This window comes from Salinivibrio sp. PR919, from assembly GCF_001995355.1.
Taxonomy (GTDB): domain Bacteria; phylum Pseudomonadota; class Gammaproteobacteria; order Enterobacterales; family Vibrionaceae; genus Salinivibrio; species Salinivibrio proteolyticus.
Genome location: NZ_MUFL01000027.1, coordinates 1 through 21,754 on the forward strand (window position 1 = coordinate 1; position 21,754 = coordinate 21,754).

The following is a 21,754-nucleotide window of genomic DNA, read 5'->3' on the forward strand; positions in this document are numbered from 1 at the left end:
ACCGTAGGCTTCTCGGTACGTGCCGAGCTTGCTCAGTAGCTTGTAACAACACACCCTTAGGTTTGCTTATCGGCTCAGGGACGTAGATCCGCTGACAAACACCCCAGGGAATTCGGGTTACTTACGCGGTCCTTGCGTGGCCATTGCTGTGTCCAACTTTGACGCCATCAGGGCGCTCCGTTGCTTAACCTGATCTTGGACGTCGACCAATGATTGCTTGGCTTCATTCAGCTCGTGGCAAACATTTAAAGCAGCAATGGCAATTAACTGCTCTGTGTTGGTTACTTTAGTGCGCTCAGCCAGTTGTTGCAACCGTTGATCGAACTCACTTGCTGCTTCTTTGAGCGCTTGTTCTTGTCCTGGTGGACAATTGACCCGAACAAAGCGATCAAGGATCTTAATTTCAACCGGTTGTGTGCTCATAATGGTTGGCTGGCTCCTCGTGCGGCCTCTTCTTCTTGGGCCAACGACACAGTAACAATGTCCGCTATTCTAGCAATTATTTTTAGCGATACACCACTTTGAAATACCTAAGCTGTGTATCTGCTGTCAATTTAGACATGGAAGCAGGCGATGAATGCTCTGACAGGTTGGCAGATGAGAGCTAAGCCGCAGTTTATGATGGCCAGTTGCTAAGCCGAGTATGAATTGATCTTTGTCATGCCCGTCGTGCAGCGCGTCGATTTACACTGCCAGCCACGATGAAACGATTTTATCCGTGCCTTCGTATCGGGAAAGGTATCAAAGCGTGTTTGCGTGCTTTTGATACGGGAGCGATTCAGCCACGCGGTGTGAAATGGTAGACTGTGGGTTTTATAACATGCACGACCAAGGGCAAGATTGTGACTGATACCCGTTTACCTCTTTATGCGCAAGCCGCGACGACTTTATCGGCAGATAGCCTTGCCGTCACACCCGCCGAAATGCATGGCTTAATCGCCGGTATGTTAAGTGGAGGTATGGCGCTGGAAGATGGGGGCTGGCTCACCATGCTTTACGACTATACCAACCAAGGTATGGGATGGCCGACTGAGGCCAAAACCCTCGCCATGCAAAGCTATCACCAGCTAAAAACACAATTGACCGGGGACGACTTAGATCTCGATATCTATGTCCCTGACGACGAGCAGGTTGGCGTAGTCGCTCGAGCAGAAGCCCTTGTCGAATGGATCAATGCGTTTTTAGCAGGGGTGGGGCTGATCGGTAAACAAGGCCGTCAACTCTCCAATGACGTCACCGAGGCGCTGAGCGACCTTAAAGCTATTGCCCAGCTTGGCATTGACGAAGACGGTGATATGCAAGAACAAGCGGAGCTGCTTGAGCAAGTTTGCGGGCATGTTCGCGTGTGCTGCATGGTGGTGCATGCTGAATTGGGTGCGCGTCCGGATGCGGATGAGACCCCAAAGACACTCCATTAATCAATGAATCAACATCGCTGACATGCGATGACCCCATACAGTATGGGATTAGGGACAGGTGGGATGAAAGCCTACGATATTATCATTGCCGGTGGGGCGATGGCCGGTGCCACGGCCGCACTCGCGCTGGATACATTAAGTGGTGGTCAGCTGCGTATTGCCGTGGTTGAGGCGATGTTGCCCGATCATGCCAATCACCCCGGGTATGATGCACGCAGTATTGCCTTGGCACAGGGAAGCTGTGCTGCACTGGAATCGCTGGGTTTATGGTCGGCGTTAGCCCCATTTGGCACCCCGATTCAGCATATCCATGTCTCGGACCGCGGCCATGCGGGGCAGACACAGATTGATGCGAACGCTCAAGGTGTTCCTTATTTGGGGCAAGTGATTGAGCTTGCGGATGCTGGCCGTGTCTTTCATCAGCAGCTCAGTCATCGCAGCGCCATTGATCTTTATTGTCCCGATTACGTCGAACATATCGATCGTGAGCAAGCGTCGGTAACTGTTAAGCTCAAGCAAGGAGAGACCTTGCAGGCAAAATTGCTGGTGGCTGCCGATGGCGGACGCTCGCCATGCTGTCAACAGCTGAAGATCGCGCGTCAGCAGCACGACTTCCATCAGGTGGCGATCATTGCCAACGTGAGCACCGCGTTGCCGCATCAAGGGGTGGCATTTGAACGCTTTACTCGCACAGGGCCGGTGGCGTTACTGCCGATGTCGCAGGGACGGTGCTCGGTGGTCTGGTGTGTGTCACCGGATGAAGTCGACCATTGGCTCACGTGTGACGAGGCGACCTTCTTGGACGGTTTGCAGACGGCCTTTGGATGGCGCTTGGGTAAACTTCTTCATGTTGGCACTCGGCATGCCTATCCGTTGGTGCTTAATCAAGTGGTGAGTCCGGTCAGCCACCGTGTGGCGGTGGTCGGCAATGCGGCACAAAGCCTCCATCCTATCGCGGGGCAAGGGTTTAATCTTGGTCTACGGGATGTGATCACGCTAGCCGAGGTTCTGACGGCAGCGTCAGCACGCGGCGAGGATCTGGGCGCAATGCCAGTCTTAACCCGCTACGCGCAACATAGAGAAGCGGACCGAGAGGCCACCATCGCCACCACATCCGGGTTAGTGCACCTGTTCTCTAACCAAAATGCGGTGTTATCAGCCACTCGTAATCTCGGACTGGGGTTGATGTCAGCTCTACCGAGTCTTAAACAACCTCTTATTCAACGCACCATAGGATGGGTAGCGCGCACATGAAGATGATCAATGCAGATATTGCCATCATTGGCGGCGGCATGGTGGGGCTCACCTTGGCGGCAGCGTTGGAACACAGCGCTTTACGTGTGGTGGTTATTGAAGGGAAAACCCCTGAGCCCAGCTTGGATACCATCCCGGATAACCGTGTGTCAGCCCTAAGCCGCGCCAGTGAACGCATATTGCGCGGCGTGGGGGCTTGGTCGGGCATTGAATCTCGCCGCATGGCAAGTTATCAAGCCATGCACGTTTGGGAGCAAGACAGTTTTGCCGAGATCGCGTTTGATGCACAAAGTCTGGGCCAGCGTGATCTGGGCCATATTGTTGAAAACCGTGTCATTCAGTTGGCGCTCCTCGATAAAATCAAACAGCAAAGTAATGTGACGTTGCTGATGCCTGAGCAGTGTCAATCGATGATGATGGGTGAGAGAGAAACCTGGCTACAGCTTGCCTCTGGTGGTGGTGTGACCGCTAAATTGGTGGTGGGGGCGGATGGCGCGCGCTCTTGGGTGCGAGGCCAAGCCAGTTTACCTTTGGTGCAACGCGATTACGGGCATCACGCGGTTGTTGCGACGGTTCGCACTGAGGTTGCCCATCAGGGCGTTGCACGGCAAATCTTCACGCCGGATGGTCCACTGGCTTTTTTACCGCTTAGTGATCCGCACCTTTGCTCGATTGTATGGTCGGTGTCACCGTGCTTGGCGCAGCACTATATGGATATGGACGACGCGGCATTTAATCAGGCTTTAACGGCACAATTTGATGTGACTCTGGGGCTTTGCGAAGCTGTGGGACCACGTGCCAGTTATCCATTAACCATGCGTTATGCACAGCAATTTGCCGCTGACCGTGTGGCCTTGGTGGGGGATGCGGCGCACACTATTCACCCACTGGCCGGCCAAGGGGTGAATTTAGGTTTGCTGGATGCTGCAGCGCTTGCTGAAACACTGATACACCTTGCTGAACAAGAAAAAGACATTGGCCTGCATGCGTCACTGCGCAATTATGAACGCTGGCGAAAAGCAGAAGCGGCGCAAATGATCGCCGCCATGCAAGGCTTTAGAAGTTTGTTTGACGGCGCTCATCCGATCAAAAAATTGATCCGTGGTGTCGGCATGCAGGCTGTGAATCATTTGCCGGGCGCTAAACTGCCATTTATTAAACGGGCGCTAGGGCTAAGTGGCGAGCTACCCAAGCTCGCCTGTGCAACATTTTCTGAATCGTCTAGCTGAGATTATTGGCGAATCGATATCTGTGTGCTAGTTGTTGTGTAGTTAATCAACCAAGTATTAGTGAACCACGAAGTCTGTTGAAACGACGATGTGTCACTGGGTGCAACAAGGAACAAAACTATGAGTGATATCCCATCAGAATTAAAATTTACTTCAACGCATGAGTGGGTGCGCCCAGAAGGCGATGGCTTGTTTACCATTGGTATCTCGGATCATGCGCAAGCCCTGTTAGGGGATATGGTATTTATTGATTTGCCCGACGAGGGCGACAGTTTTGATGCCGGAGACGATTGTGCCGTGGCAGAGTCTGTCAAAGCCGCCTCTGATATTTATGCGCCTATTTCTGGGGAAGTGGTTGCGGTAAATGAAGAGCTGGATGGTTCACCGGAATTGGTGAATAGCGACCCTTATGGTGATGGCTGGTTATTCCAAATTCGCGCTACCGATGAGTCTGAAATTGATGATCTCTTGGATGCGCAAAGCTACGAAGAAACCCTAGGGGAAGAAGACGACGACGAATAAGGTTGGCTGTCTTTGCGTCATCGTCAGGCCCTGCCTTTTGGCGGGGCCTGTTGGTTTAAGCTCGCCCTGGATGTGAATCAGTGGCGGTGTGTATTGACCGCGTGAGGCTGAGGCTCATCATGTATGGCTTGCTGATAGGCCTCACGTATCACTGCATTAACTTCTTTGACGGTTTGGTAGTGCGTGATGGTGGCGTCTTGAGGGGCTTTTAGCCAACCGTTTTCAAAATCAAAGCGTCCTCGTCCGGCAATATAAAGTCGACCTGAAAAAAGTCGCGCCACATGTTTTGCGACCAACCTTGGTACATAGCGATTAAAAACGCGCATAAACCCTTCTTGGATAGTTGAATAAACCTTGAGCCCTGTCCACTTTGCATGGTGGCTCTGAGGTGGTAACCATATTTAACGTGGTAACCATAGTTGTGATGTCGGGAAATATCGACATACAACGGCGCAGATTGTGCAAAGGGTTTGTGGCGAGGAGATGACAGCGTTATCGTACATCCTCAGTTTGGGATCTTTACCACAAATCAGCGCAGTTAAATGCGGGGACGCAACTGGGTTTTCCTCTCAGTGCCGTTAATGATGCATCGGTTAATGATTGCCCCAGCCACCCATGTGGATAGCTCAAATGATGCGGTGGTTGAATGGTCTCTGGAGAAATTGGCGTGAATCCCACGCGGCCATAAAACGCTGGGTCGCCATAGGTCATCACCAACTGATAGCCCTGCTCTTTTAGTGCGTTAAGGCCATACTGGATCAAAGACTGCCCAAGCCCCTGTTTTTGATAGCTTGGGTGGACCGCCATCGGTGAAAGCAGTGCCGCCTCGGGCATGGTTGGATAGCTTAACCGAGAAAAAAAGACTGCCCCAGCCAGCACTGAGTTATCGACCGCGACAAACCCAATCCATTCACCCTCTGGTGTGGTGTCGTGCAGCTGATGAATCAGTTGGCCAATCAGGTCCCCCTCATCCGACCCTTCGCTGTGAGTAAATGTCTCGCGGACCAGTTCAGCAACGTCATTGATGTTCACATCGGTTAAAGGTAAAAACTGCATCGCTTACTCCTTTCCATCGCAGGTTGGGTCGGCTTTTAGGGCATCGACTCGGGTTAAAACGGTCTCGGTGATATGGGCAATGAGCCACTGGGTTCGTGGGTGGGCACTGATTTGCTGTCGCCATGCCAGATGGATGTCAAACCCTGGCACATCAATGGGAGGTGCGCTCAGAGCAAGGGTGTCGGTATCGTCGAAATTATCGATACGTGCCATCAGTTCCGGAACAGTGCAAAGTAATTGGCGCTGTTTTAGCAATTGTCTCACGGTGAGAAATCGCTGCGATCCCATCACCACATGGCGTTGATAGCCTAACTTGGTCAGGGTTTGGTCGATAGGGCTGGTTAACTGACCTTGGGTGGAAACCAGCGCGTGTGGGGTTGCGACAAAATCGGCCAAACTAATGGGGGCGTGCAGCCCTGTGCTTTTGGGGTCAAACAGACAGACGTGCTGTTCGTGATACAAGTGCTGACTGGCTATGTTTTCCATCCCCTCAGGAAGCACGCCAATCACGACATCGACCTCATCATCCTCAAGCGCCTGTTGACAGCTTTTTTTGTCGACAGGGCGAAGGCTTAATTGTGCGTGAGGCAGATGAGTCGTAAAGCTATCAAATAAGGCGGGGGCAAAAATCAGCTCAGCATAATCCGTGAGCCCGATGCGCACCTGTCCATCGTAGTGTTGCGGCTCAAAGTGAGGTGGCACCAACACCTCGCTGGAGAGCGTATCGAGTAATGCCTGAATCTTAGGTGCGATATCTATCGCGCGGGCAGTGGGGACCATTTGATGGCCGCGGCGCTCAAATAAGGGGTCATCGAGCATCACACGCAAACGCGACAGGCTATGGCTCATGGCCGATTGCCCTAAGGCCAAACGCTCAGCCGCCCGGGTGACGCTGCGCGTTTCCATTAAGGTGATAAAGGTTACGAGTAGGTTGAGGTCGTATTTACGCCACTGTTTTTGCGCCATCCTTAGCCTTGACTCCTAGGGGGTATCGTCGCGACAAATGGCGGCGCGCAGAGGTTGGCAAAGTGCCACTAGGWCGGTCACTTTCACCCACAGCCCAGCATGCGGATCGCCACTGCTGATCGTGACACTATCGTGGTCGAAAATACGCTCTTCAAACACAATTGGCAGTGGCCGAGGTAAACCTAAGGGCGCGACCGTGCCAAGCGTATAACCTGTCATTGCTCGCACCTTGTCTGCGTCGGCCAGTGTCATTCGCCGACATGCTAACTGCTCGCGCACGCGCCGTGGGTCGACCTGACGATCACCGGGCACACAGGCTAATGCGTACTGGTTACCCATATCACGTAAAAGCAGCGTTTTTAGCATACGCGCCGGTAAGATCCCGCGCGCTGCCGCTGTGTCAGTGATGGATTGGGTAGCTTGCGATTGCCATAAAACCTCATAGGTCACCCCTGCCATATCAAGCGTGGCAGTGACGGCTGTGTGCAGTGGCATAGAGGCAGAAGAAGCGACCAAGGGTTATTTTTCCTCCTCGAGTGAATACGGGAGTGCGACGCGCTGCCAAATGGCGTCGGGCGCATCCGCGAATCGAAAGGCAGTGTCGTCGTCCAAGTTATTGGGTAAAACCACTAAGGCGGTTGCACGACCGTCTGAGTAGGCAGCGCCAGCAATGACGGTGCCGCCTGCTCGCCAATTGTCTCCTACCGCTCGTTCTACTTTATCACCCGGCTTAGGGGCCTGATCGGCTTGTCCTATCAATTTATACATGGCGCGTTTATTGATGCCACGGTATTTCGCGCGTGCGACCGTTTCCTGACCGGTATAACAGCCTTTGGTAAAGCTGATCGCATTCAGTACCTGCAGATTGAGGGATTGCGGAATAAACTCGCTTTTGGTGGCATCTTCAATGCGCGGCAAGGCAGCATCGACGTCGCATTGCTCCCATAGCGTGTGGTCAGCCAATAGGGCACTTTCCTGATAGGCTGCAACCAGTTGGTCCGCCGCAGCAGGACTGATGGCAAGCAACCAGCGGGTTGGCTCGAGCATCACCGCCGTGCCGTGTTCACTATGGCGCACGGCACCTTGAGCGCCGAAATGTTCTGCGATCACTTGTTCCGCCTGTTGGCCAACGACACCGAGCAATACATCTTCACTAGGCTGAAAGTCGATTTTCGAGAAGATGGCGTATTTTTTTATCTCAGTGAGTTGCGTTTGTGCAATCGACATTGGCTGCACCATGGCCAGACCGTCGCCGTGGWGGAAAAGCCGTAATACCGACCAGACTTTGCCTTTGGGATCGCAATGAGCCGCGAGGGTCGATTGATTTTTTTCGAGTTGGCTCAGATCGCAGGTCAATTGTCCTTGCAGATAGCTTTGAGTGTCGTCGCCGCTTACTTGCGTCAATGACCAGTTATCCAATGCGACCAAGGCCAAATCAGGCAGTGGGCTATTTGCATTGCGCTCGGCTGGGGTAAAGGCGACTGTTTGATACCATTCGCTCATAGAAATCACGCTCGCAGTTGAGAAAAACACAGAGTATGACACGTATACTAATCGTGCGTTGTCAGCTTGTCAGCCTTTGTATTGTAAGGGTATTGATGGCAAGCGACGTTGAATTGATAAACATCAGGGGATAGCTCTCATCTTCATCGCCGAGTTGAGAGGAAAAGTAGTCGCCCTCCGTTGGCGCTGATACTATGCATCCACTGACATCAGTGATTGAGGTAAACATGGTAAATACCGACGATAAACCACGGATCCGTTGGGCATGCCGCCGTGGCATGTTGGAGCTTGATGTAATCATTATGCCTTTCTTTGAAGCTTGCTATGACACCTTGAGTGACAGTGACAAGCAAGACTTCATCGCATTTTTAGAAAGTGACGACCCTGACTTGTTTGCGTGGCTGATGGGGCATGGTAAACCTGACGATCCTAAGATGAAATCTATCGTTGACAAGATTGTTGCCCATAACCGAAGCAAGCTTCGTACATAGTCAGCTCCGCTGTCCTCGCTATGTCGCTATTAGCCTGATCCTGTTCGGCGTGATAGCGGCATGGCTGATCACTTTTCACCTTACCCTTCCTTTGAGTGCCCGAGCCCTTGCGATTATTTACGTGATCCGCGATGGTCGAAGGTTCTACCACCAGTTACTGGCTAGCCAAGGCACCTTATCCATTGATCGCCATTTTTATGTTCAGCTGAATACCCAACCGAAAGGGAAAATGTCCTGTGTCTGGGCGACGCCTTGGTTGGTTGTCCTCGAGAATGCACAAGGGGAGTCGCGGATCTTTTTGTGGCGAGGCGGGATGCCGGACTATCACTTTCGTCTGATTTATCGTCACTGCTGTACGGCCGTTAGGGATAGTTTGTGACATTTTTGTGACGAGGTGTTTGCGCCGCTTTACTTTTACCCAGCTTGGCCGATAGTAAAAGGTGCACACAATGTGTAGGGCTATTGAAACTCTGAGTTTGGTTGTAGGGTGACTATGAATATAAAGCAAAAACTATTGCTGCTAACCGCGATGTCGGTGGTAGCCCTGTTGGCCGTGGCGGGTGTGGCATGGAAAGCGGAAAGCAAGCTTGGCAACATGCACCGTCAGTTAACCACAGTGTCCGATCTTGAAGTGATTCTGCTTAATTTGCGACGTAATGAAAAAGACTTTCTTGCCCGCATGGACCCTAAATATCTCTCCCGGTTTGATAACAATGTTGACGCCTTCAATAGCCTGCTCGGTGAACTGCGCACGGACAGTCAAGCGCTTGGCCTCGATACGCAAATCATTGGTCAAGTATCGACAGCGATGCAAGGCTACGCGCAGGGATTTCGTGACCTTGGCGCAGGTTACCAGCGTCTTGGCCTAGAGGCCGGACAAGGTTTGCGTGGTGATATGCAACAAGCTAGCGAGAAGCTGGTTGCGGCGACCCAAAACGATATTGTGCTGGAAAGCAGCGCGCGCCTATTGGTGGCGGAAGCGAAGCTGTTCGTTAATAGCAGCAATATGAGCCACATCGAGCAATATCAACGGCAATTGAAAGAACTGTCAGGTTACCTAAAAGGCGATCTATTAGCGGTATTCCAAGCGCACCACACGACGGTAAAGGCGGTAGTAAGGCAAAAAGAGCAACTGGGATTGGCGCATGACCAAGGCCTGTTGGGCAATATCCGTGGCAAGACCCACCAAGTTGAAGAGATGTTTGAAACCTTGAGTGAGTCTTACCAAAGCGCCATTACCAAGGCACAGAGAGAAACCATGGTTCTGACTGCGTCGATTGTTATTCTCTTGGCGCTGGTGATGACGGTGGTTTCTTTGTGGATGAATCGAGGGATTCAGCGCCGCATTTATAGCTTTAGTGAGAAAATGAGCCAGATCACGCAGCAAAAAGATTTGACGTTGCGGGCCGATGAGGCAGGTCGCGATGAAATTGCGGCGATGGCCAAAGATGTCAATCAGATGCTGGCTGGCATCCAAACCATGGTGACGGATGTGCGTTCTGCGGTGCAAGCGCTGCATCAAAGTGCCGAGCAAGTCGAGTCGCGTAGTCATCAAACTAGCTCTGCGCTAACCACCCAGTTAGATGAAACCACCCACGCTGCAACTGCGATGAACGAGATGGAAAGCACCATTCGTGATATTGCCAGCAATACCGACCAAGCGGCTGACAATGCACGTACCAGTTTGGGTCGCGCGCAAAATGGTCAGCAAGTGGTGGATGATACCCGCACCATGATCATGACTTTGTCAGAAACGCTCAGCAATACCAGCAACGAAGTGTTGGAGCTGAGTAAACTGTCCGAGACCATTGGGTCGGTGCTTGATGTCATCAAAGATATTTCCGAGCAAACGAACTTGCTGGCCCTGAACGCGGCAATTGAAGCGGCTCGAGCCGGTGAACAAGGACGTGGTTTTGCGGTGGTTGCCGATGAGGTACGTCAGCTGGCGACCCGTACGCGAGAATCGACCGATGAAATCGCCGGTATTATTGGCTCGTTGCAGGACCAAACTCAGTCGGTTGCGGAGCGCATGGAGCAAAGCCGCGAAGATGGGCAAACGTCTGTATCTAAAGTGGAGGCGGCTTCCCAAGAATTGGCGCAAATCATGGCTGATATGCAACATATCATGGACATGAGCACCCAGATCGCGACCGCCATTGAAGAGCAAAGTTCGGTTGCCAAAGAAGTGAACCAAAACGTGCATACCATCCAGGATATTGCCCAAACCAGTACCGATCGCGCCCAGCAAAACCGTGATGCAGCCCATCAGGTGGCGGAAGAGGCGGCGAACCTAGAGCGCGCGGTGAGCCAGTTTAAAAGCTGAGTAAGCAATGCGGTGTAGATTGAGTGCTGTTTCGTTAAATGAGAAAAGGCCAGCGTTTGCTGGCCTTTATTATTACCGTCACATGGTTAGCAAGGTTGATCCGGCACCAAAATGGTTGGTCCAGAGTCCGGTAACTGCTCTGGGTAATCAATGGTGTAGTGCAGCCCTCGGCTTTCTTTACGCTGCATTGCACATCGCACCATCAGTTCCGCCACTTGCAACAAGTTACGCAGCTCTAGCAAGTTATTCGACACGCGGAAATTGGCGTAATACTCGTGAGTTTCTTGCTTGAGCAGTTCAATACGACGCAGTGCGCGCTCCAGACGCTTGGTGGAGCGAACAATCCCCATATAATCCCACATGAACAAACGCAGCTCGTGCCAGTTGTGCTGGATAACCACTTCTTCATCGGAGCATATTACTTGGCTCTCATCCCAAGCAGGGAGCGGAGCAAGCGGCTCAACATGGTCTTGGTGCGCTTTGATATGTTCAGCGGCAGACCACGCGTAGACCACACACTCCAGAAGCGAATTAGACGCCATCCGGTTGGCGCCGTGCAAGCCGGTATAGCTCACTTCGCCGATTGCATAGAGGCCCGGCAAGTCGGTATTGCCGTTTTGGTCAACAATCACACCGCCACAGGTATAGTGAGCGGCTGGTACAATCGGAATCGCGTCCTTGGTGAGATCAAACCCATAGGTCTGCAGCTTCTCGTAAATGGTCGGGAAATGCTTGGTGATAAAGTCAGGATCTTTATGACTGATATCTAAGTACATGCAATCAGCCCCGAGGCGCTTCATCTCATAGTCAATGGCACGGGCCACCACATCACGTGGGGCTAGCTCGCCACGCTCATCAAACTCTGACATGAATCGTGTCCCATCTGGGCGTTTTAGATGGGCGCCTTCACCACGTAATGCTTCGGTAAGCAAAAAGTTACGGGCATCAGGATGATACAAACAGGTTGGGTGGAATTGATTAAATTCCAAATTAGCGACCCGACACCCCGCACGCCAAGCCATAGCGATGCCATCACCAGATGACACATCTGGGTTCGAGGTATACTGATACACCTTGGATGCACCACCAGTCGCCAGCACTACAAAATTGGTCCGTACCGTGTCGACCACTTCTCGATCGCGGTTCCAGACATAGGCACCTAACACATGATTGGGACCACCAAGGCCGATTTTTTTACGCGTAATAATGTCGAGCGCATTATGGCGTTCGAGCAAGGTAATATTGGGGTGGTTGCGTACATTGTCTTGCAGTGAGGTTTGCACGGCCATGCCGGTGGCATCCGCAGCATGAAGAATACGGCGGTGACTATGCCCACCTTCGCGGGTGAGGTGATATTTCGGCGTGTCACTCTCAGTATCTTCTTGGTCGAAAGGCACGCCGCCATCGATCAGCCATTGTACGCAATCTTTCGCATTTCGAGCGATAAAGTCGACAACTTGCGTATCACAAATGCCAGCGCCTGCAATTTGTGTGTCTTCAACGTGTGACTCGACAGAGTCCTGCTCATCAAAAACCGCGGCAATACCACCTTGCGCGTACAAGGTGGCTCCTTCGCTTAATGGGCCTTTGCTAAGTACAATCACTTTATGTGTGGGCGCCAAACGTAGCGCCAATGATAGGCCGGCRGCACCGCTGCCGATAACCAGCACATCACATTGATGTTCCTGAGTTGTGGTCGTCATGATCCCTGGTCCTCTTTCTACGCGGCCCATGTTACACCAATTTGTCACGCCTGCGCGCACTTGGATCAAATCACAGTGAACGGAGGGGGAAAGTTTGCAACCATGCTATCCTTCGGGCGACAATATAGGCGGGCTAGGTTGTCATAATTTAGCCAGCCCGTCACAGTAATGTGATGACACCCAAAATAAAACCAACATGGTGAGGAACTTTTCCCCAGCCACTTCGTCGTAGTATGTGCGAATGCTCGCAAGAGGGTTTAACCGCGTTCTGACAACGTCGGGCACAGAATTTCGATAATCGGGCGGAAAGAACAACCAAGGAGTAAACGCTCGAATGAGCGAGCAGCTAACCGATCAGGTTCTAATAGAACGTGTACAGAATGGTGACAAGCAAGCATTCAACCTGTTAGTCGTCAAATATCAAAATAAGGTGTGCAACCTTATTGCCCGCTACGTGGGAACACACAGTGGCGATATTCCGGACATCGCACAAGAGGCGTTCATTAAAGCCTATCGTGCCTTGCCGGGGTTTCGTGGTGAGAGTGCGTTTTATACTTGGCTGTATCGCATTGCGGTGAACACAGCAAAGAACCATTTGGTGGCGCAAGGGCGCCGTCCACCCGGCAGTGATATAGACGCAGAAGATGCAGAGAATTTTGAAAGCGGCGGCTCACTAAAAGAAATTTCGAACCCTGAGAACTTGATGTTGTCAGAGGAACTGAAGCAGGTAGTTTTTTCGACGATCGAATCACTGCCTGATGACTTAAAAACCGCAATTACGTTGCGTGAGCTCGATGGACTCAGCTACGAAGAAATTGCACAGGTAATGGATTGTCCAGTCGGTACGGTACGGTCTCGTATTTTCCGCGCTCGAGAAGCGGTGGAAAAGCGCATCCGACCACTGATGAAACGGTAACGTGTTTTGCTGGCTGCATGACGGTGACATGAATGACGGATAGAGAACAAATTTCAGCGTTGTTAGATGGTGAGGTCGTGGATAACGCAGTGATCCACCAACTCGAGCACGATAATGACGCGCTGCAAACATGGGAAAGTTTCGGGACCCTCCGTGACGTAATGCGAGGCGAAACCCCAAGTGCCGCACAGTGGGACATTGCTGGGGCGGTGGCGTCTGCGTTAGACAAAGAGCCAGCGCATACCCCTGTTCATCATTACGACAGTGATGTTGTACCTATGCATGAAGCGCAGCCGACGCCGGAAAAAGCCCGTCGTCACTTGCCCAACTGGCTTCAACAAGTCACGCAAGTGGGGATGGCCGCCTGTGTGTCATTGGCCGTGATTGTCGGTGTGCAGCAGTATAACCAGCCGGAGAGCACATCGCCGGTAGCGAGTACCGCCACGCAACCACCGGTACTAGAGACCATTCCGTTTTCGGGTGCTGCAGAACCGGTGAGCCTGAGCCGAGACGATTTTCGCTCAACGCCCACTGAAGCGCAGTTGATGGAGCAACGTCGCCGGATTAATGCGATGTTGAAAGACTACGAATTGCAGCTTCGTTTGAATAAAGATAGGCTGTCTGAGAATCAGACACTGGCACCGTCGATGAGCAGTACAAATCAATGAAAAAAACTCTGATCGGTGCGCTTGCGCTGGTCGGTTTGATGTCTGCGCAAGCCTCGGCCGAACCTTCTGCCGAGGCTTTGTTACATCAAATGGACGTCGCAAGCGACACATTAGACTATGAAGTGTCCTACATCATGGTCGGCAAAAATAGTTTAGAGCCGATGCGCTTTCGTCATGCGCGCGTGGGTGAGCATGCATTCGGGCACTTAATGTACCTCAGTGGACCGCCGCGCGAAGTGATCCGTCGCGGCGATGAAGTGAGCTACTTTGAGCCGGGGTATGACCCCTTTACCATTGCCAGCGATCATATCGTTGCGCCACTTCCCACCTTGATTCAAACCGATATTGATGTCCTTGCACGTCAGTATGACTTTGTCTCAATGGGAGAATCTCGTGAAGCGGGTATGGCTTGCCAAGTGGTGCGAATTACCCCAAAAGATGGTGAGCGTTACTCGTATCTGTTGTGGATTGATGAAGAGAGCAAGCTTCCGGTCCGCGCGGATTTATTGGACCGAGATGGTGATCCGCTGGAGCAATATCGCGCATTGTCGCTCGTGGTCACGCCGCGCATTAGCGAAGCGATGCAGCAACTGGCAGAACTCACGCTGCCCCCCGTACTCAAACTGCCCACTACCAGCCGCTCATCATTAGATTGGCAAGTCACCCAATTACCGGATGGTTTTGAGCCTGTGTACAGCAATCGCCATCGTTTGATGATGACCAAGCGTGCGGTTGAAAGCCAAATGTTTAGCGACGGCCTGTTCAGTTTTTCGGTTTATTTGGCCAAAGCGGACGATGTCTCGGTGCGCGAGCAAATTGTCCGTCAGGGGCGCCGGACGTTGCACAGTGTGATTAGCGGAAACGCAGAGATTACCGTGGTGGGTGATATTCCGCCCGAAACCGCTAAACGTGTCGCTAATTCGGTGCGTATAACCGATAATGGAGAAAAAGCATCGCAACAGGTTGAACAATGATTAAAGCGCTCGCGGAAGTGACTGGATATCAAGATGGCTGGCTGGCACTGGCGTGTCAGCAACAAACCAGCTGTGGCAGTTGCCAATCACAAAGTCAGTGTGGCACCGGTATCGTGTCTAAAGCGTTGCCCGGTAAGGTCAATCATGTCAAAGTGCGTGCCCCCAAAGCATTACCGGTCGGGACCTTGGTTGAAATTGGTCTCGCGGAAGCCACCTTGGTGCGTTCCGCGTTAATTGTCTATCTGGTGCCGCTGGTGATGTTGATGGTAGGCGCACTGCTTGGTCAGTTTGTGTTTGCCGAGCTTGCCAGTGGCGGCGAGGCTGGCGTGATTGCCACCAGTGTCGGTTTTGGCACACTCGGTGTGCTGATTGCACGCTATTTGGCGGCACGGGTAGGAACACCTGAGCAACAGCAGCCCCAGTTATTACGCGTGATGGGAGAGCCAGTTTCCGAGCTCGCGGTGATAAATGCAGCACGTCAGGATAGCGACTAGCCACTATTTTCGGTAGAATCCGCCCCACCTGATCCTAGGATCCCATTCTTATAGATAACGAGTAAGTCACACTAACACATGAAGCATATTCGTAACTTTTCGATCATCGCCCACATTGACCACGGTAAGTCGACCCTTTCCGATCGACTCATTCAAGTATGTGGGGGCCTTACTGACCGGGAAATGGCTTCTCAGGTCCTCGACTCTATGGACTTAGAGCGCGAGCGCGGTATCACCATCAAAGCACAGAGTGTGACACTGAACTATAAAGCCAAAGACGGCAATGAGTATCAGCTTAACTTCATCGATACGCCAGGACACGTCGACTTCTCTTATGAGGTGTCACGCTCACTGAAAGCGTGTGAAGGTGCTTTGCTGGTGGTAGATGCTGGACAGGGCGTGGAAGCTCAGACCCTAGCAAACTGCTACACCGCGATTGAAATGGACTTGGAAGTCGTGCCTGTTCTTAACAAAATCGACCTCCCGGCTGCCGACCCTGATCGCGTCGCGCAAGAAATTGAAGACATCGTGGGTATTGAAGCCATTGATGCTACACGCTGTTCGGCGAAAACCGGCGTGGGCGTGGATGATGTACTGGAAGATATTGTACGTCTTATTCCGTCACCAGAAGGCGATCCGAATGCTCCCACGCAAGCCCTGATCATTGACTCTTGGTTTGATAACTACCTAGGGGTGGTGTCATTGGTGCGTATCCGTGAAGGTGAGCTCAAAAAAGGCGATAAAGTCAAAATCATGAGCACCGGCCAAGAGTGGAACATTGACAGCATCGGCATTTTCACGCCGAAACGCAAAGAGCTCCAAGGGCTGAAAACGGGTGAAGTGGGCTGGGTGATCTGTGGCATTAAAGACATTCTTGGCGCGCCAGTGGGTGACACCATTACCCATGCAAAAAATGGCTGTGAAAAGCGCATTGAAGGTTTCCAAAAGGTCAAGCCACAGGTGTATGCCGGTTTGTTCCCTATCTCCTCGGATGATTATGAAAACTTCCGCGATGCGCTAGGTAAACTGAGCTTAAACGACGCCTCACTGTTTTATGAGCCAGAAAGTTCAGCCGCACTGGGCTTTGGTTTCCGCTGTGGTTTCCTTGGTATGCTCCATATGGAAATCATCCAAGAGCGTCTTGAGCGTGAATACAACCTCGACCTGATTACCACCGCCCCGACGGTTGTGTACGAAGTGACACAAAACGACGGAGAAGTGGTGTACGTGGATAGCCCCGCGAAGTTGCCGCCTATCAACGATATCGACACCATCGGTGAGCCGATTGCCCGTTGTAACATCTTGGTGCCAAGTGAGTTTGTCGGTAACGTCATCTCCTTATGTGTGGAGAAGCGCGGCATGCAAGTAGATATGGTGTATCACGGCAACCAAGTGGCGCTTACCTACGATATCCCAATGGCTGAAGTGGTCTTGGACTTCTTCGACCGGATTAAATCGACGTCCCGCGGTTACGCCTCTTTGGATTACAACTTCCAGCGCTATGAAGTATCAGACATGGTGCGGGTAGATATTCTTCTTAACGGCGACCGTGTTGATGCCTTGGCGATTATTACTCACCGTGATAATGCCCAGCCTCGAGGCCGTGATTTGGTTGAGAAGATGAAAGAGTTCATCCCACGTCAGCAATTTGATATTGCGATTCAGGCGGCGATTGGTAACCACATCATTGCACGCTCAACCGTGAAGCAATTACGTAAAAACGTTACAGCTAAATGTTATGGCGGTGACGTGAGTCGTAAGAAAAAACTACTGCAAAAACAAAAAGAAGGTAAGAAGCGCATGAAGCAGATCGGTAACGTCGAACTGCCGCAAGAAGCCTTTTTGGCCATTTTGCATGTGGGCAAAGACAAATAATAACGGATTAAAGTATGGCCAATACATTTTCTTTGATACTGGTGCTGGTGACTGTGGTCACCGGCATAATTTGGGTGTTAGACAAGTACCGTTGGGCGCCGCAACGCCGCCAAGCGGCCGCGAAAACCCTAAACGTGTCTGACAGTGATGTCGATAGCGAACAAGTTGCCAAGGTGGCGCCTCAGCCCAGTTGGATTGAGAACGCGGTATCGATTTTCCCGGTCATTGCCGTGGTATTGGTCTTGCGATCCTTTATTTATGAGCCTTTTCAAATTCCATCAGGATCCATGATGCCAACCTTGCTGGTTGGCGATTTTATTTTGGTGGAAAAGTTTGCCTATGGGCTGCGCGATCCCGCGTTTCATACCGAGCTGGTTGAGACCGGCAAACCGGAACGTGGTGATATCGTGGTCTTTAAGTATCCACCACAACCGAATATCGATTACATCAAGCGAACGATCGGATTGCCGGGCGATACCATTGTCTATACCAAAGAAAAACGACTGTGTATCCAGCCCAAAGGGCAATCACAATGCGAGCCTGTGCCCATTGATAATATTGAGCCGAGCGAGTTTTCCCAAGGCGGTGTGAACTTGATTCAGGCGCAAGAAACCTTGGGCGCGCAAGCACACCAGATCCTCGTGAATCCATCCCGCAATGACCGCGTGGCTGCCTATCAGCCTCGTCCGGGCGTCAACCGCTGGGTGGTGCCGGAAGGCCATTACTTCATGATGGGGGATAACCGAGATAACAGTGCTGACAGCCGTTTCTGGGGATTTGTCCCTGAACGCAACTTAGTCGGCAAAGCGGTGGCGATCTGGATAAGCYTTGAGTTCGAGCGTGACAGTGATAGCTGGCTACCATCTTGGGTGCCGACAGGCGTTCGCTTTAACCGTATTGGTGGTATTAATTAATTCTGGAACATGATGACAACACTAACAGATAAACTGCAGCGTGAGATTGGCTACCAATTCAATAACGCGGCATTACTTGAGCTTGCACTGACACACAGAAGCGCCAATGGCACCCACAATGAGCGTTTGGAGTTTCTGGGTGATTCAATTCTCAGCTTTGTGATTGCTGACGATCTCTACCACCGTTTTCCCAAAGTGGATGAGGGGGATATGAGTCGTATGCGCGCAACCTTGGTGCGCGGCAATACTTTGGCTGAGATTGGCCGTGAGTTTTCACTGGGCGAAGTACTGCGCCTTGGCCCAGGAGAACTTAAAAGTGGCGGCTACCGCCGAGACTCAATTTTGGCGGATGCGGTAGAAGCGCTGATTGGTGCTATCTTTTTGGATAGTGATATTGATACGGTGCAGCGCATTATCCTCAACTGGTATCAACAACGCTTAAATACCATTGAGCCAGGCGTCAGCCAAAAAGACCCCAAAACCCGCTTGCAAGAGCACCTACAAGGCAAGCGTAAACCGTTACCGTCTTACACGGTAATGAAAGTACGTGGCGAGGCACACAACCAAGAGTTTACGGTGGAGTGTCAAGTGGCAGGACTGGAGCGTTCTGTGATAGGTAAAGGCAGCAGTCGTCGCAAGGCAGAGCAAGCGGCTGCAGAGTTAGCATTACAGAAGTTGGCACAATGACACAAGCACAGCACTGCGGATTTATCGCCATTGTCGGGCGTCCAAACGTCGGCAAATCGACCTTGCTCAACCGTCTCGTTGGGCAAAAGCTCTCGATTACGTCACGCAAACCGCAAACCACGCGCCACCGCATCATGGGCGTAGATACCCGTGATAACTATCAAGCCGTCTATGTAGATACACCGGGACTGCATATTGAAGAAAAGCGTGCGATCAACCGCCTGATGAACCGAGCGGCAAACAGCTCGTTGACCGATGTTGAGCTCGTTCTTTTCTTGGTGGATGGCACCCACTGGACCAAAGATGACGAAATGGTTCTGAACAAGCTGGCGCGTTCCGGGTTGCCAACCGTACTCTTGGTTAACAAAGTGGATAATGTGCGTGAAAAGACCGAACTCTTCCCGCACCTACAAACCTTGTCGGAAAAGATGGAGTTTGTTGATGTGATCCCTGTGTCCGCGAAACACGGTACCAATATCGATGTGGTCGAGCAGCGTGTTCGCGATGCGTTGCCTGAGTGTGAGTACTACTTCCCGGAAGAGTATGTGACAGATCGCTCGCAACGCTTTATGGCGTCAGAAATCATTCGTGAAAAGCTAATGCGTTTCACGGGTGAAGAGTTGCCTTACTCGGTGACCGTCGAAATCGAGCGCTTTGATTACAATCCAGAGACGGATGGTTTTCATATCAATGGCCTGATTTTGGTCGAGCGCCATGGACAAAAGAAAATGGTGATTGGTAAAGGCGGCGAGAAAATCAAACGCATCGGCCGTGAGGCCCGACTCGATATGGAAGATCTATTTGAGCGCAAGGTCTACCTCGAGCTTTGGGTTAAAGTAAAATCCGGCTGGGCAGATGACGAACGTGCACTGCGCAGCTTGGGCTACATTGACGATCTCTAAGTTACCCACTCGGTAGATATACACAGGAGGGGCGGCGTGGACGGCTTTCAACGCGGTTTTGTGCTTCACTCACGCCCCTATAGCGAAACCAGCCTGATCCTTGATGTGTTCTCAGAAGGGGAAGGGCGAGTTAGCTTGCTGGCTAAAGGCGCGCGCGGTAAGCGCTCTGCACTCAAAGGTGCCTTACAACCTTTCACCCCACTGTTGCTAAAATGGGGCGGTCGCGGCGAATTGCGTACCCTTCGGAGCGCTGAAGCGACCGGTTTGGCGTTACCACTCTCTGGCAATGCGCTCTATTCTGGTTTTTATCTCAACGAAGTTTTAATGCGCGTCCTTGAGCCGCAAACGCCGTACCCGACGGTCTTCCTCGATTATGTCACTGCACTGACGCAACTAGCACGCTATAACAACCCTGAGCCGGCACTGCGCCGTTTTGAACTCGCGTTACTCGAGGCGCTGGGCTATGGGGTTGATTTTCTTCATTGCGCTGGCAGTGGTGACCCGATTGACGATAACATGACGTATCTGTTTCGCGAACAACAAGGGTTTGTCGCGTCCCTGATGAAAAGCCAACAGCGGCAGTTTACCGGTCACGATCTGCGTGCGCTGGCGACGCGTCAATTTGACACCAGCGACCAATTGCGGGCTGCTAAGCGGTTTACACGCATTGCGCTTAAGCCATACTTAGGCCCTAAGCCGCTCAAAAGCAGAGAATTGTTTAGAAGGAAATAATCATGAATAAGATTTACTTGGGTGTGAATATTGATCACATTGCCACCGTGCGTAATGCGCGTGGTACCGCGTACCCAGATCCTGTCCACGCGGCTGAAATGGCAGAACGTGCCGGGGCGGATGGCATCACTGTCCATTTGCGTGAAGATCGTCGTCATATCACGGACCGCGATGTGCGCATTCTCAAAGAAACGCTACAAACGCGCATGAATTTAGAAATGGCAGTGACCGATGAAATGGTGAAAATTGCCCTCGACACCCAACCTGAATTCGTCTGTTTAGTTCCCGAAAAGCGTGAAGAATTGACCACCGAGGGAGGGTTAGATGTCGCCGGTCAATTAGACAAAGTAAAAGCGGCAACACAAGCTCTGACTCAGGCGGGCATAAAAGTATCGCTCTTTATCGATGCTGACCGTGAGCAGATTGATGCCGCTCACCAGTGTGGTGCGCCCTATATCGAGCTGCATACGGGTCACTATGCTGATGCCAGTAACGACAACGACCGCCAAGCTGAATTGAAGAAGATTTCCGCTGCGGCCAGCTACGCGGCGGATCTGGGCATTAAAGTGAACGCCGGACACGGCCTGACTTACCATAACGTCACGCCCATTGCGGCGATGCCAGAAATGCATGAGCTGAATATTGGTCATGCGATTATTGGCCGCGCCATGTTTGATGGCCTGCAAAAAGCGGTGGCAGACATGAAAGCGATCATGGAATCCGCGCGTCGCTAATGGCAATTTTAGGCATCGGCACTGATATTGTTGAGATTGCGCGCATTGAGGCGGCGCTGTCTCGCAGTGCCCGTTTTGCGGATCGTATTCTGACTGAGCCAGAGCGGGCTCAAATGGCGGCAACCCAGCAACCGGGACGCTATTTGGCGAAACGGTTTGCCGCGAAAGAAGCTGCCGCGAAGGCACTAGGAACCGGGATTGCTCAAGGGGTCAGCTTTCAAGACTTTACGGTGAGCAATCAACCGTCGGGGCAGCCCGTGCTGACCCTTTCTGGCAAGGCACAACAGCTAGCGATGGCCCGAGGTGTTAGCCATTGCTGGCTAACGCTCTCTGATGAAAAAGCCTATGCGGTGGCGCACGTGATCCTTGAGGGCACACCGGCGGCTTAAGGCC

General features: G+C 52.0%; 25 protein-coding genes and 1 other RNA gene. 18 read left to right on the forward strand and 8 right to left on the reverse strand.

The window, feature by feature from the left end; all coding sequences use genetic code 11:
• Together ssrS and zapA are read right to left on the reverse strand one after the other, a co-directional pair.
• Positions 1–113, reverse strand: a non-coding RNA gene (ssrS, locus tag BZG83_RS07140) — 6S RNA; the annotation flags it as partial.
• A gap of 4 nt (positions 114–117) precedes the next feature.
• Positions 118–423: a cell division protein ZapA gene (gene zapA, locus BZG83_RS07145; RefSeq protein WP_069589763.1), complete on the reverse strand. Its 306-nt coding sequence runs from the start codon at positions 421–423 to the stop codon at positions 118–120.
• A 419-nt stretch (positions 424–842) separates the two neighbouring features.
• Here zapA and BZG83_RS07150 point away from each other — a divergent pair, with 419 nt between their 5' ends.
• The 4 genes from BZG83_RS07150 (at position 843) to gcvH (ending at position 4,423) form a co-directional block, all read left to right on the forward strand.
• Complete coding sequence (locus BZG83_RS07150; RefSeq protein WP_077479912.1) at positions 843–1,418, forward strand: UPF0149 family protein; 576 nt, start codon at positions 843–845, stop codon at positions 1,416–1,418.
• A 27-nt stretch (positions 1,419–1,445) separates the two neighbouring features.
• A complete protein-coding gene (ubiH, locus tag BZG83_RS07155) occupies positions 1,446–2,672 on the forward strand; it encodes a 2-octaprenyl-6-methoxyphenyl hydroxylase (RefSeq protein WP_241828277.1) in 1,227 nt (408 codons plus the stop codon).
• Complete coding sequence (locus BZG83_RS07160; RefSeq protein ID WP_077479914.1) at positions 2,669–3,901, forward strand: FAD-dependent 2-octaprenylphenol hydroxylase; 1,233 nt, start codon at positions 2,669–2,671, stop codon at positions 3,899–3,901. The genes ubiH and BZG83_RS07160 overlap by 4 nt, the downstream gene beginning before the upstream one ends.
• A gap of 120 nt (positions 3,902–4,021) precedes the next feature.
• Positions 4,022–4,423 carry a glycine cleavage system protein GcvH gene (gcvH, locus tag BZG83_RS07165; RefSeq protein ID WP_069589757.1) on the forward strand — a complete coding sequence of 134 codons (402 nt, stop codon included), beginning with the start codon at positions 4,022–4,024 and terminating at the stop codon, positions 4,421–4,423.
• A gap of 77 nt (positions 4,424–4,500) precedes the next feature.
• On the opposite strand, the gene BZG83_RS07170 is transcribed toward gcvH, so the two are convergent.
• The 5 genes from BZG83_RS07170 to ygfZ all read right to left on the reverse strand — a co-directional run bounded on the left by BZG83_RS07170 (position 4,501) and on the right by ygfZ (position 7,948).
• On the reverse strand, positions 4,501–4,749 hold the full coding sequence (locus BZG83_RS07170) for a DUF1107 domain-containing protein (RefSeq protein ID WP_077479915.1): 249 nt from the start codon (positions 4,747–4,749) through the stop codon (positions 4,501–4,503).
• A gap of 193 nt (positions 4,750–4,942) precedes the next feature.
• A complete protein-coding gene (locus tag BZG83_RS07175; RefSeq protein ID WP_077479916.1) occupies positions 4,943–5,479 on the reverse strand; it encodes a GNAT family N-acetyltransferase in 537 nt (178 codons plus the stop codon).
• Between the two features lie 3 nt (positions 5,480–5,482).
• On the reverse strand, positions 5,483–6,445 hold the full coding sequence (locus tag BZG83_RS07180; RefSeq protein WP_077479917.1) for a LysR family transcriptional regulator: 963 nt from the start codon (positions 6,443–6,445) through the stop codon (positions 5,483–5,485).
• Positions 6,446–6,460: 15 nt separating this feature from the next.
• Positions 6,461–6,961: an aminoacyl-tRNA deacylase gene (locus BZG83_RS07185; RefSeq protein WP_241828278.1), complete on the reverse strand. Its 501-nt coding sequence runs from the start codon at positions 6,959–6,961 to the stop codon at positions 6,461–6,463.
• Positions 6,962–6,964: 3 nt separating this feature from the next.
• Complete coding sequence (ygfZ, locus tag BZG83_RS07190; RefSeq protein ID WP_077479919.1) at positions 6,965–7,948, reverse strand: tRNA-modifying protein YgfZ; 984 nt, start codon at positions 7,946–7,948, stop codon at positions 6,965–6,967.
• Positions 7,949–8,175: 227 nt separating this feature from the next.
• Here ygfZ and BZG83_RS07195 point away from each other — a divergent pair, with 227 nt between their 5' ends.
• The 3 genes from BZG83_RS07195 to BZG83_RS07200 all read left to right on the forward strand — a co-directional run bounded on the left by BZG83_RS07195 (position 8,176) and on the right by BZG83_RS07200 (position 10,762).
• The gene (locus tag BZG83_RS07195) at positions 8,176–8,439 is read left to right on the forward strand and encodes an FAD assembly factor SdhE (RefSeq protein ID WP_069589792.1); all 264 of its coding nucleotides are present in this window, start codon (positions 8,176–8,178) and stop codon (positions 8,437–8,439) included.
• Complete coding sequence (locus BZG83_RS16665) at positions 8,408–8,818, forward strand: hypothetical protein (protein WP_131825062.1); 411 nt, start codon at positions 8,408–8,410, stop codon at positions 8,816–8,818. Before BZG83_RS07195 ends, BZG83_RS16665 begins: the two co-directional genes overlap by 32 nt.
• A gap of 114 nt (positions 8,819–8,932) precedes the next feature.
• Positions 8,933–10,762, forward strand: a complete 1,830-nt coding sequence (locus tag BZG83_RS07200; RefSeq protein ID WP_077479920.1) for a methyl-accepting chemotaxis protein — start codon at positions 8,933–8,935, stop codon at positions 10,760–10,762.
• Between the two features lie 86 nt (positions 10,763–10,848).
• Here the strand turns inward: BZG83_RS07200 and nadB are convergent, their stop codons facing one another.
• Complete coding sequence (nadB, locus tag BZG83_RS07205) at positions 10,849–12,465, reverse strand: L-aspartate oxidase (protein ID WP_077479921.1); 1,617 nt, start codon at positions 12,463–12,465, stop codon at positions 10,849–10,851.
• A gap of 334 nt (positions 12,466–12,799) precedes the next feature.
• Here nadB and rpoE point away from each other — a divergent pair, with 334 nt between their 5' ends.
• The 11 genes from rpoE (at position 12,800) to acpS (ending at position 21,750) form a co-directional block, all read left to right on the forward strand.
• On the forward strand, positions 12,800–13,381 hold the full coding sequence (rpoE, locus tag BZG83_RS07210) for an RNA polymerase sigma factor RpoE (protein WP_069591286.1): 582 nt from the start codon (positions 12,800–12,802) through the stop codon (positions 13,379–13,381).
• A gap of 32 nt (positions 13,382–13,413) precedes the next feature.
• The gene (locus BZG83_RS07215) at positions 13,414–14,049 is read left to right on the forward strand and encodes an RseA family anti-sigma factor (protein WP_077479922.1); all 636 of its coding nucleotides are present in this window, start codon (positions 13,414–13,416) and stop codon (positions 14,047–14,049) included.
• On the forward strand, positions 14,046–15,023 hold the full coding sequence (gene rseB / locus BZG83_RS07220) for a sigma-E factor regulatory protein RseB (RefSeq protein ID WP_077479923.1): 978 nt from the start codon (positions 14,046–14,048) through the stop codon (positions 15,021–15,023). Before BZG83_RS07215 ends, rseB begins: the two co-directional genes overlap by 4 nt.
• Complete coding sequence (locus BZG83_RS07225; RefSeq protein WP_077479924.1) at positions 15,020–15,517, forward strand: SoxR reducing system RseC family protein; 498 nt, start codon at positions 15,020–15,022, stop codon at positions 15,515–15,517. The genes rseB and BZG83_RS07225 overlap by 4 nt, the downstream gene beginning before the upstream one ends.
• A 78-nt stretch (positions 15,518–15,595) precedes the next feature.
• The gene (lepA, locus tag BZG83_RS07230) at positions 15,596–17,392 is read left to right on the forward strand and encodes a translation elongation factor 4 (RefSeq protein WP_077479925.1); all 1,797 of its coding nucleotides are present in this window, start codon (positions 15,596–15,598) and stop codon (positions 17,390–17,392) included.
• A gap of 14 nt (positions 17,393–17,406) precedes the next feature.
• Entirely contained in the window at positions 17,407–18,306 is a 900-nt protein-coding gene (gene lepB, locus BZG83_RS07235) for a signal peptidase I (protein ID WP_077479926.1), read from the forward strand.
• A gap of 12 nt (positions 18,307–18,318) precedes the next feature.
• The gene (gene rnc, locus BZG83_RS07240; RefSeq protein WP_069591301.1) at positions 18,319–18,993 is read left to right on the forward strand and encodes a ribonuclease III; all 675 of its coding nucleotides are present in this window, start codon (positions 18,319–18,321) and stop codon (positions 18,991–18,993) included.
• Complete coding sequence (gene era, locus BZG83_RS07245) at positions 18,990–19,895, forward strand: GTPase Era (protein ID WP_069591303.1); 906 nt, start codon at positions 18,990–18,992, stop codon at positions 19,893–19,895. The genes rnc and era overlap by 4 nt, the downstream gene beginning before the upstream one ends.
• Before the next feature lie 36 nt (positions 19,896–19,931).
• Positions 19,932–20,627 carry a DNA repair protein RecO gene (gene recO / locus BZG83_RS07250; protein WP_069591305.1) on the forward strand — a complete coding sequence of 232 codons (696 nt, stop codon included), beginning with the start codon at positions 19,932–19,934 and terminating at the stop codon, positions 20,625–20,627.
• A gap of 2 nt (positions 20,628–20,629) precedes the next feature.
• Positions 20,630–21,361 (forward strand): pyridoxine 5'-phosphate synthase, encoded by a 732-nt coding sequence (gene pdxJ / locus BZG83_RS07255; RefSeq protein WP_077479927.1) that lies wholly within the window; start codon positions 20,630–20,632, stop codon positions 21,359–21,361.
• Positions 21,361–21,750: a holo-ACP synthase gene (acpS, locus tag BZG83_RS07260; RefSeq protein ID WP_077479928.1), complete on the forward strand. Its 390-nt coding sequence runs from the start codon at positions 21,361–21,363 to the stop codon at positions 21,748–21,750. The genes pdxJ and acpS overlap by 1 nt, the downstream gene beginning before the upstream one ends.
• The last annotated feature ends 4 nt before the right edge of the window (positions 21,751–21,754 follow it).

Bases quoted from the DNA above. Each gene is read 5' to 3' on its own strand.
- BZG83_RS07215 (WP_077479922.1), top strand. From the start codon at position 13,414: ATGACGGATAGAGAACAAATTTCAGCGTTGTTAGATGGTGAGGTCGTG.
- BZG83_RS07180 (WP_077479917.1), bottom strand. From the start codon at position 6,445: ATGGCGCAAAAACAGTGGCGTAAATACGACCTCAACCTACTCGTAACC.
- pdxJ (WP_077479927.1), top strand. From the start codon at position 20,630: ATGAATAAGATTTACTTGGGTGTGAATATTGATCACATTGCCACCGTG.
- BZG83_RS07160 (WP_077479914.1), top strand. From the start codon at position 2,669: ATGAAGATGATCAATGCAGATATTGCCATCATTGGCGGCGGCATGGTG.
- BZG83_RS07225 (WP_077479924.1), top strand. From the start codon at position 15,020: ATGATTAAAGCGCTCGCGGAAGTGACTGGATATCAAGATGGCTGGCTG.
- gcvH (WP_069589757.1), top strand. From the start codon at position 4,022: ATGAGTGATATCCCATCAGAATTAAAATTTACTTCAACGCATGAGTGG.
- rnc (WP_069591301.1), top strand. From the start codon at position 18,319: ATGACAACACTAACAGATAAACTGCAGCGTGAGATTGGCTACCAATTC.
- acpS (WP_077479928.1), top strand. From the start codon at position 21,361: ATGGCAATTTTAGGCATCGGCACTGATATTGTTGAGATTGCGCGCATT.
- BZG83_RS07175 (WP_077479916.1), bottom strand. From the start codon at position 5,479: ATGCAGTTTTTACCTTTAACCGATGTGAACATCAATGACGTTGCTGAA.
- BZG83_RS07195 (WP_069589792.1), top strand. From the start codon at position 8,176: ATGGTAAATACCGACGATAAACCACGGATCCGTTGGGCATGCCGCCGT.
- BZG83_RS07170 (WP_077479915.1), bottom strand. From the start codon at position 4,749: ATGCGCGTTTTTAATCGCTATGTACCAAGGTTGGTCGCAAAACATGTG.
- ubiH (WP_241828277.1), top strand. From the start codon at position 1,446: ATGACCCCATACAGTATGGGATTAGGGACAGGTGGGATGAAAGCCTAC.
- rseB (WP_077479923.1), top strand. From the start codon at position 14,046: ATGAAAAAAACTCTGATCGGTGCGCTTGCGCTGGTCGGTTTGATGTCT.
- era (WP_069591303.1), top strand. From the start codon at position 18,990: ATGACACAAGCACAGCACTGCGGATTTATCGCCATTGTCGGGCGTCCA.
- zapA (WP_069589763.1), bottom strand. From the start codon at position 423: ATGAGCACACAACCGGTTGAAATTAAGATCCTTGATCGCTTTGTTCGG.
- lepA (WP_077479925.1), top strand. From the start codon at position 15,596: ATGAAGCATATTCGTAACTTTTCGATCATCGCCCACATTGACCACGGT.
- BZG83_RS07200 (WP_077479920.1), top strand. From the start codon at position 8,933: ATGAATATAAAGCAAAAACTATTGCTGCTAACCGCGATGTCGGTGGTA.
- rpoE (WP_069591286.1), top strand. From the start codon at position 12,800: ATGAGCGAGCAGCTAACCGATCAGGTTCTAATAGAACGTGTACAGAAT.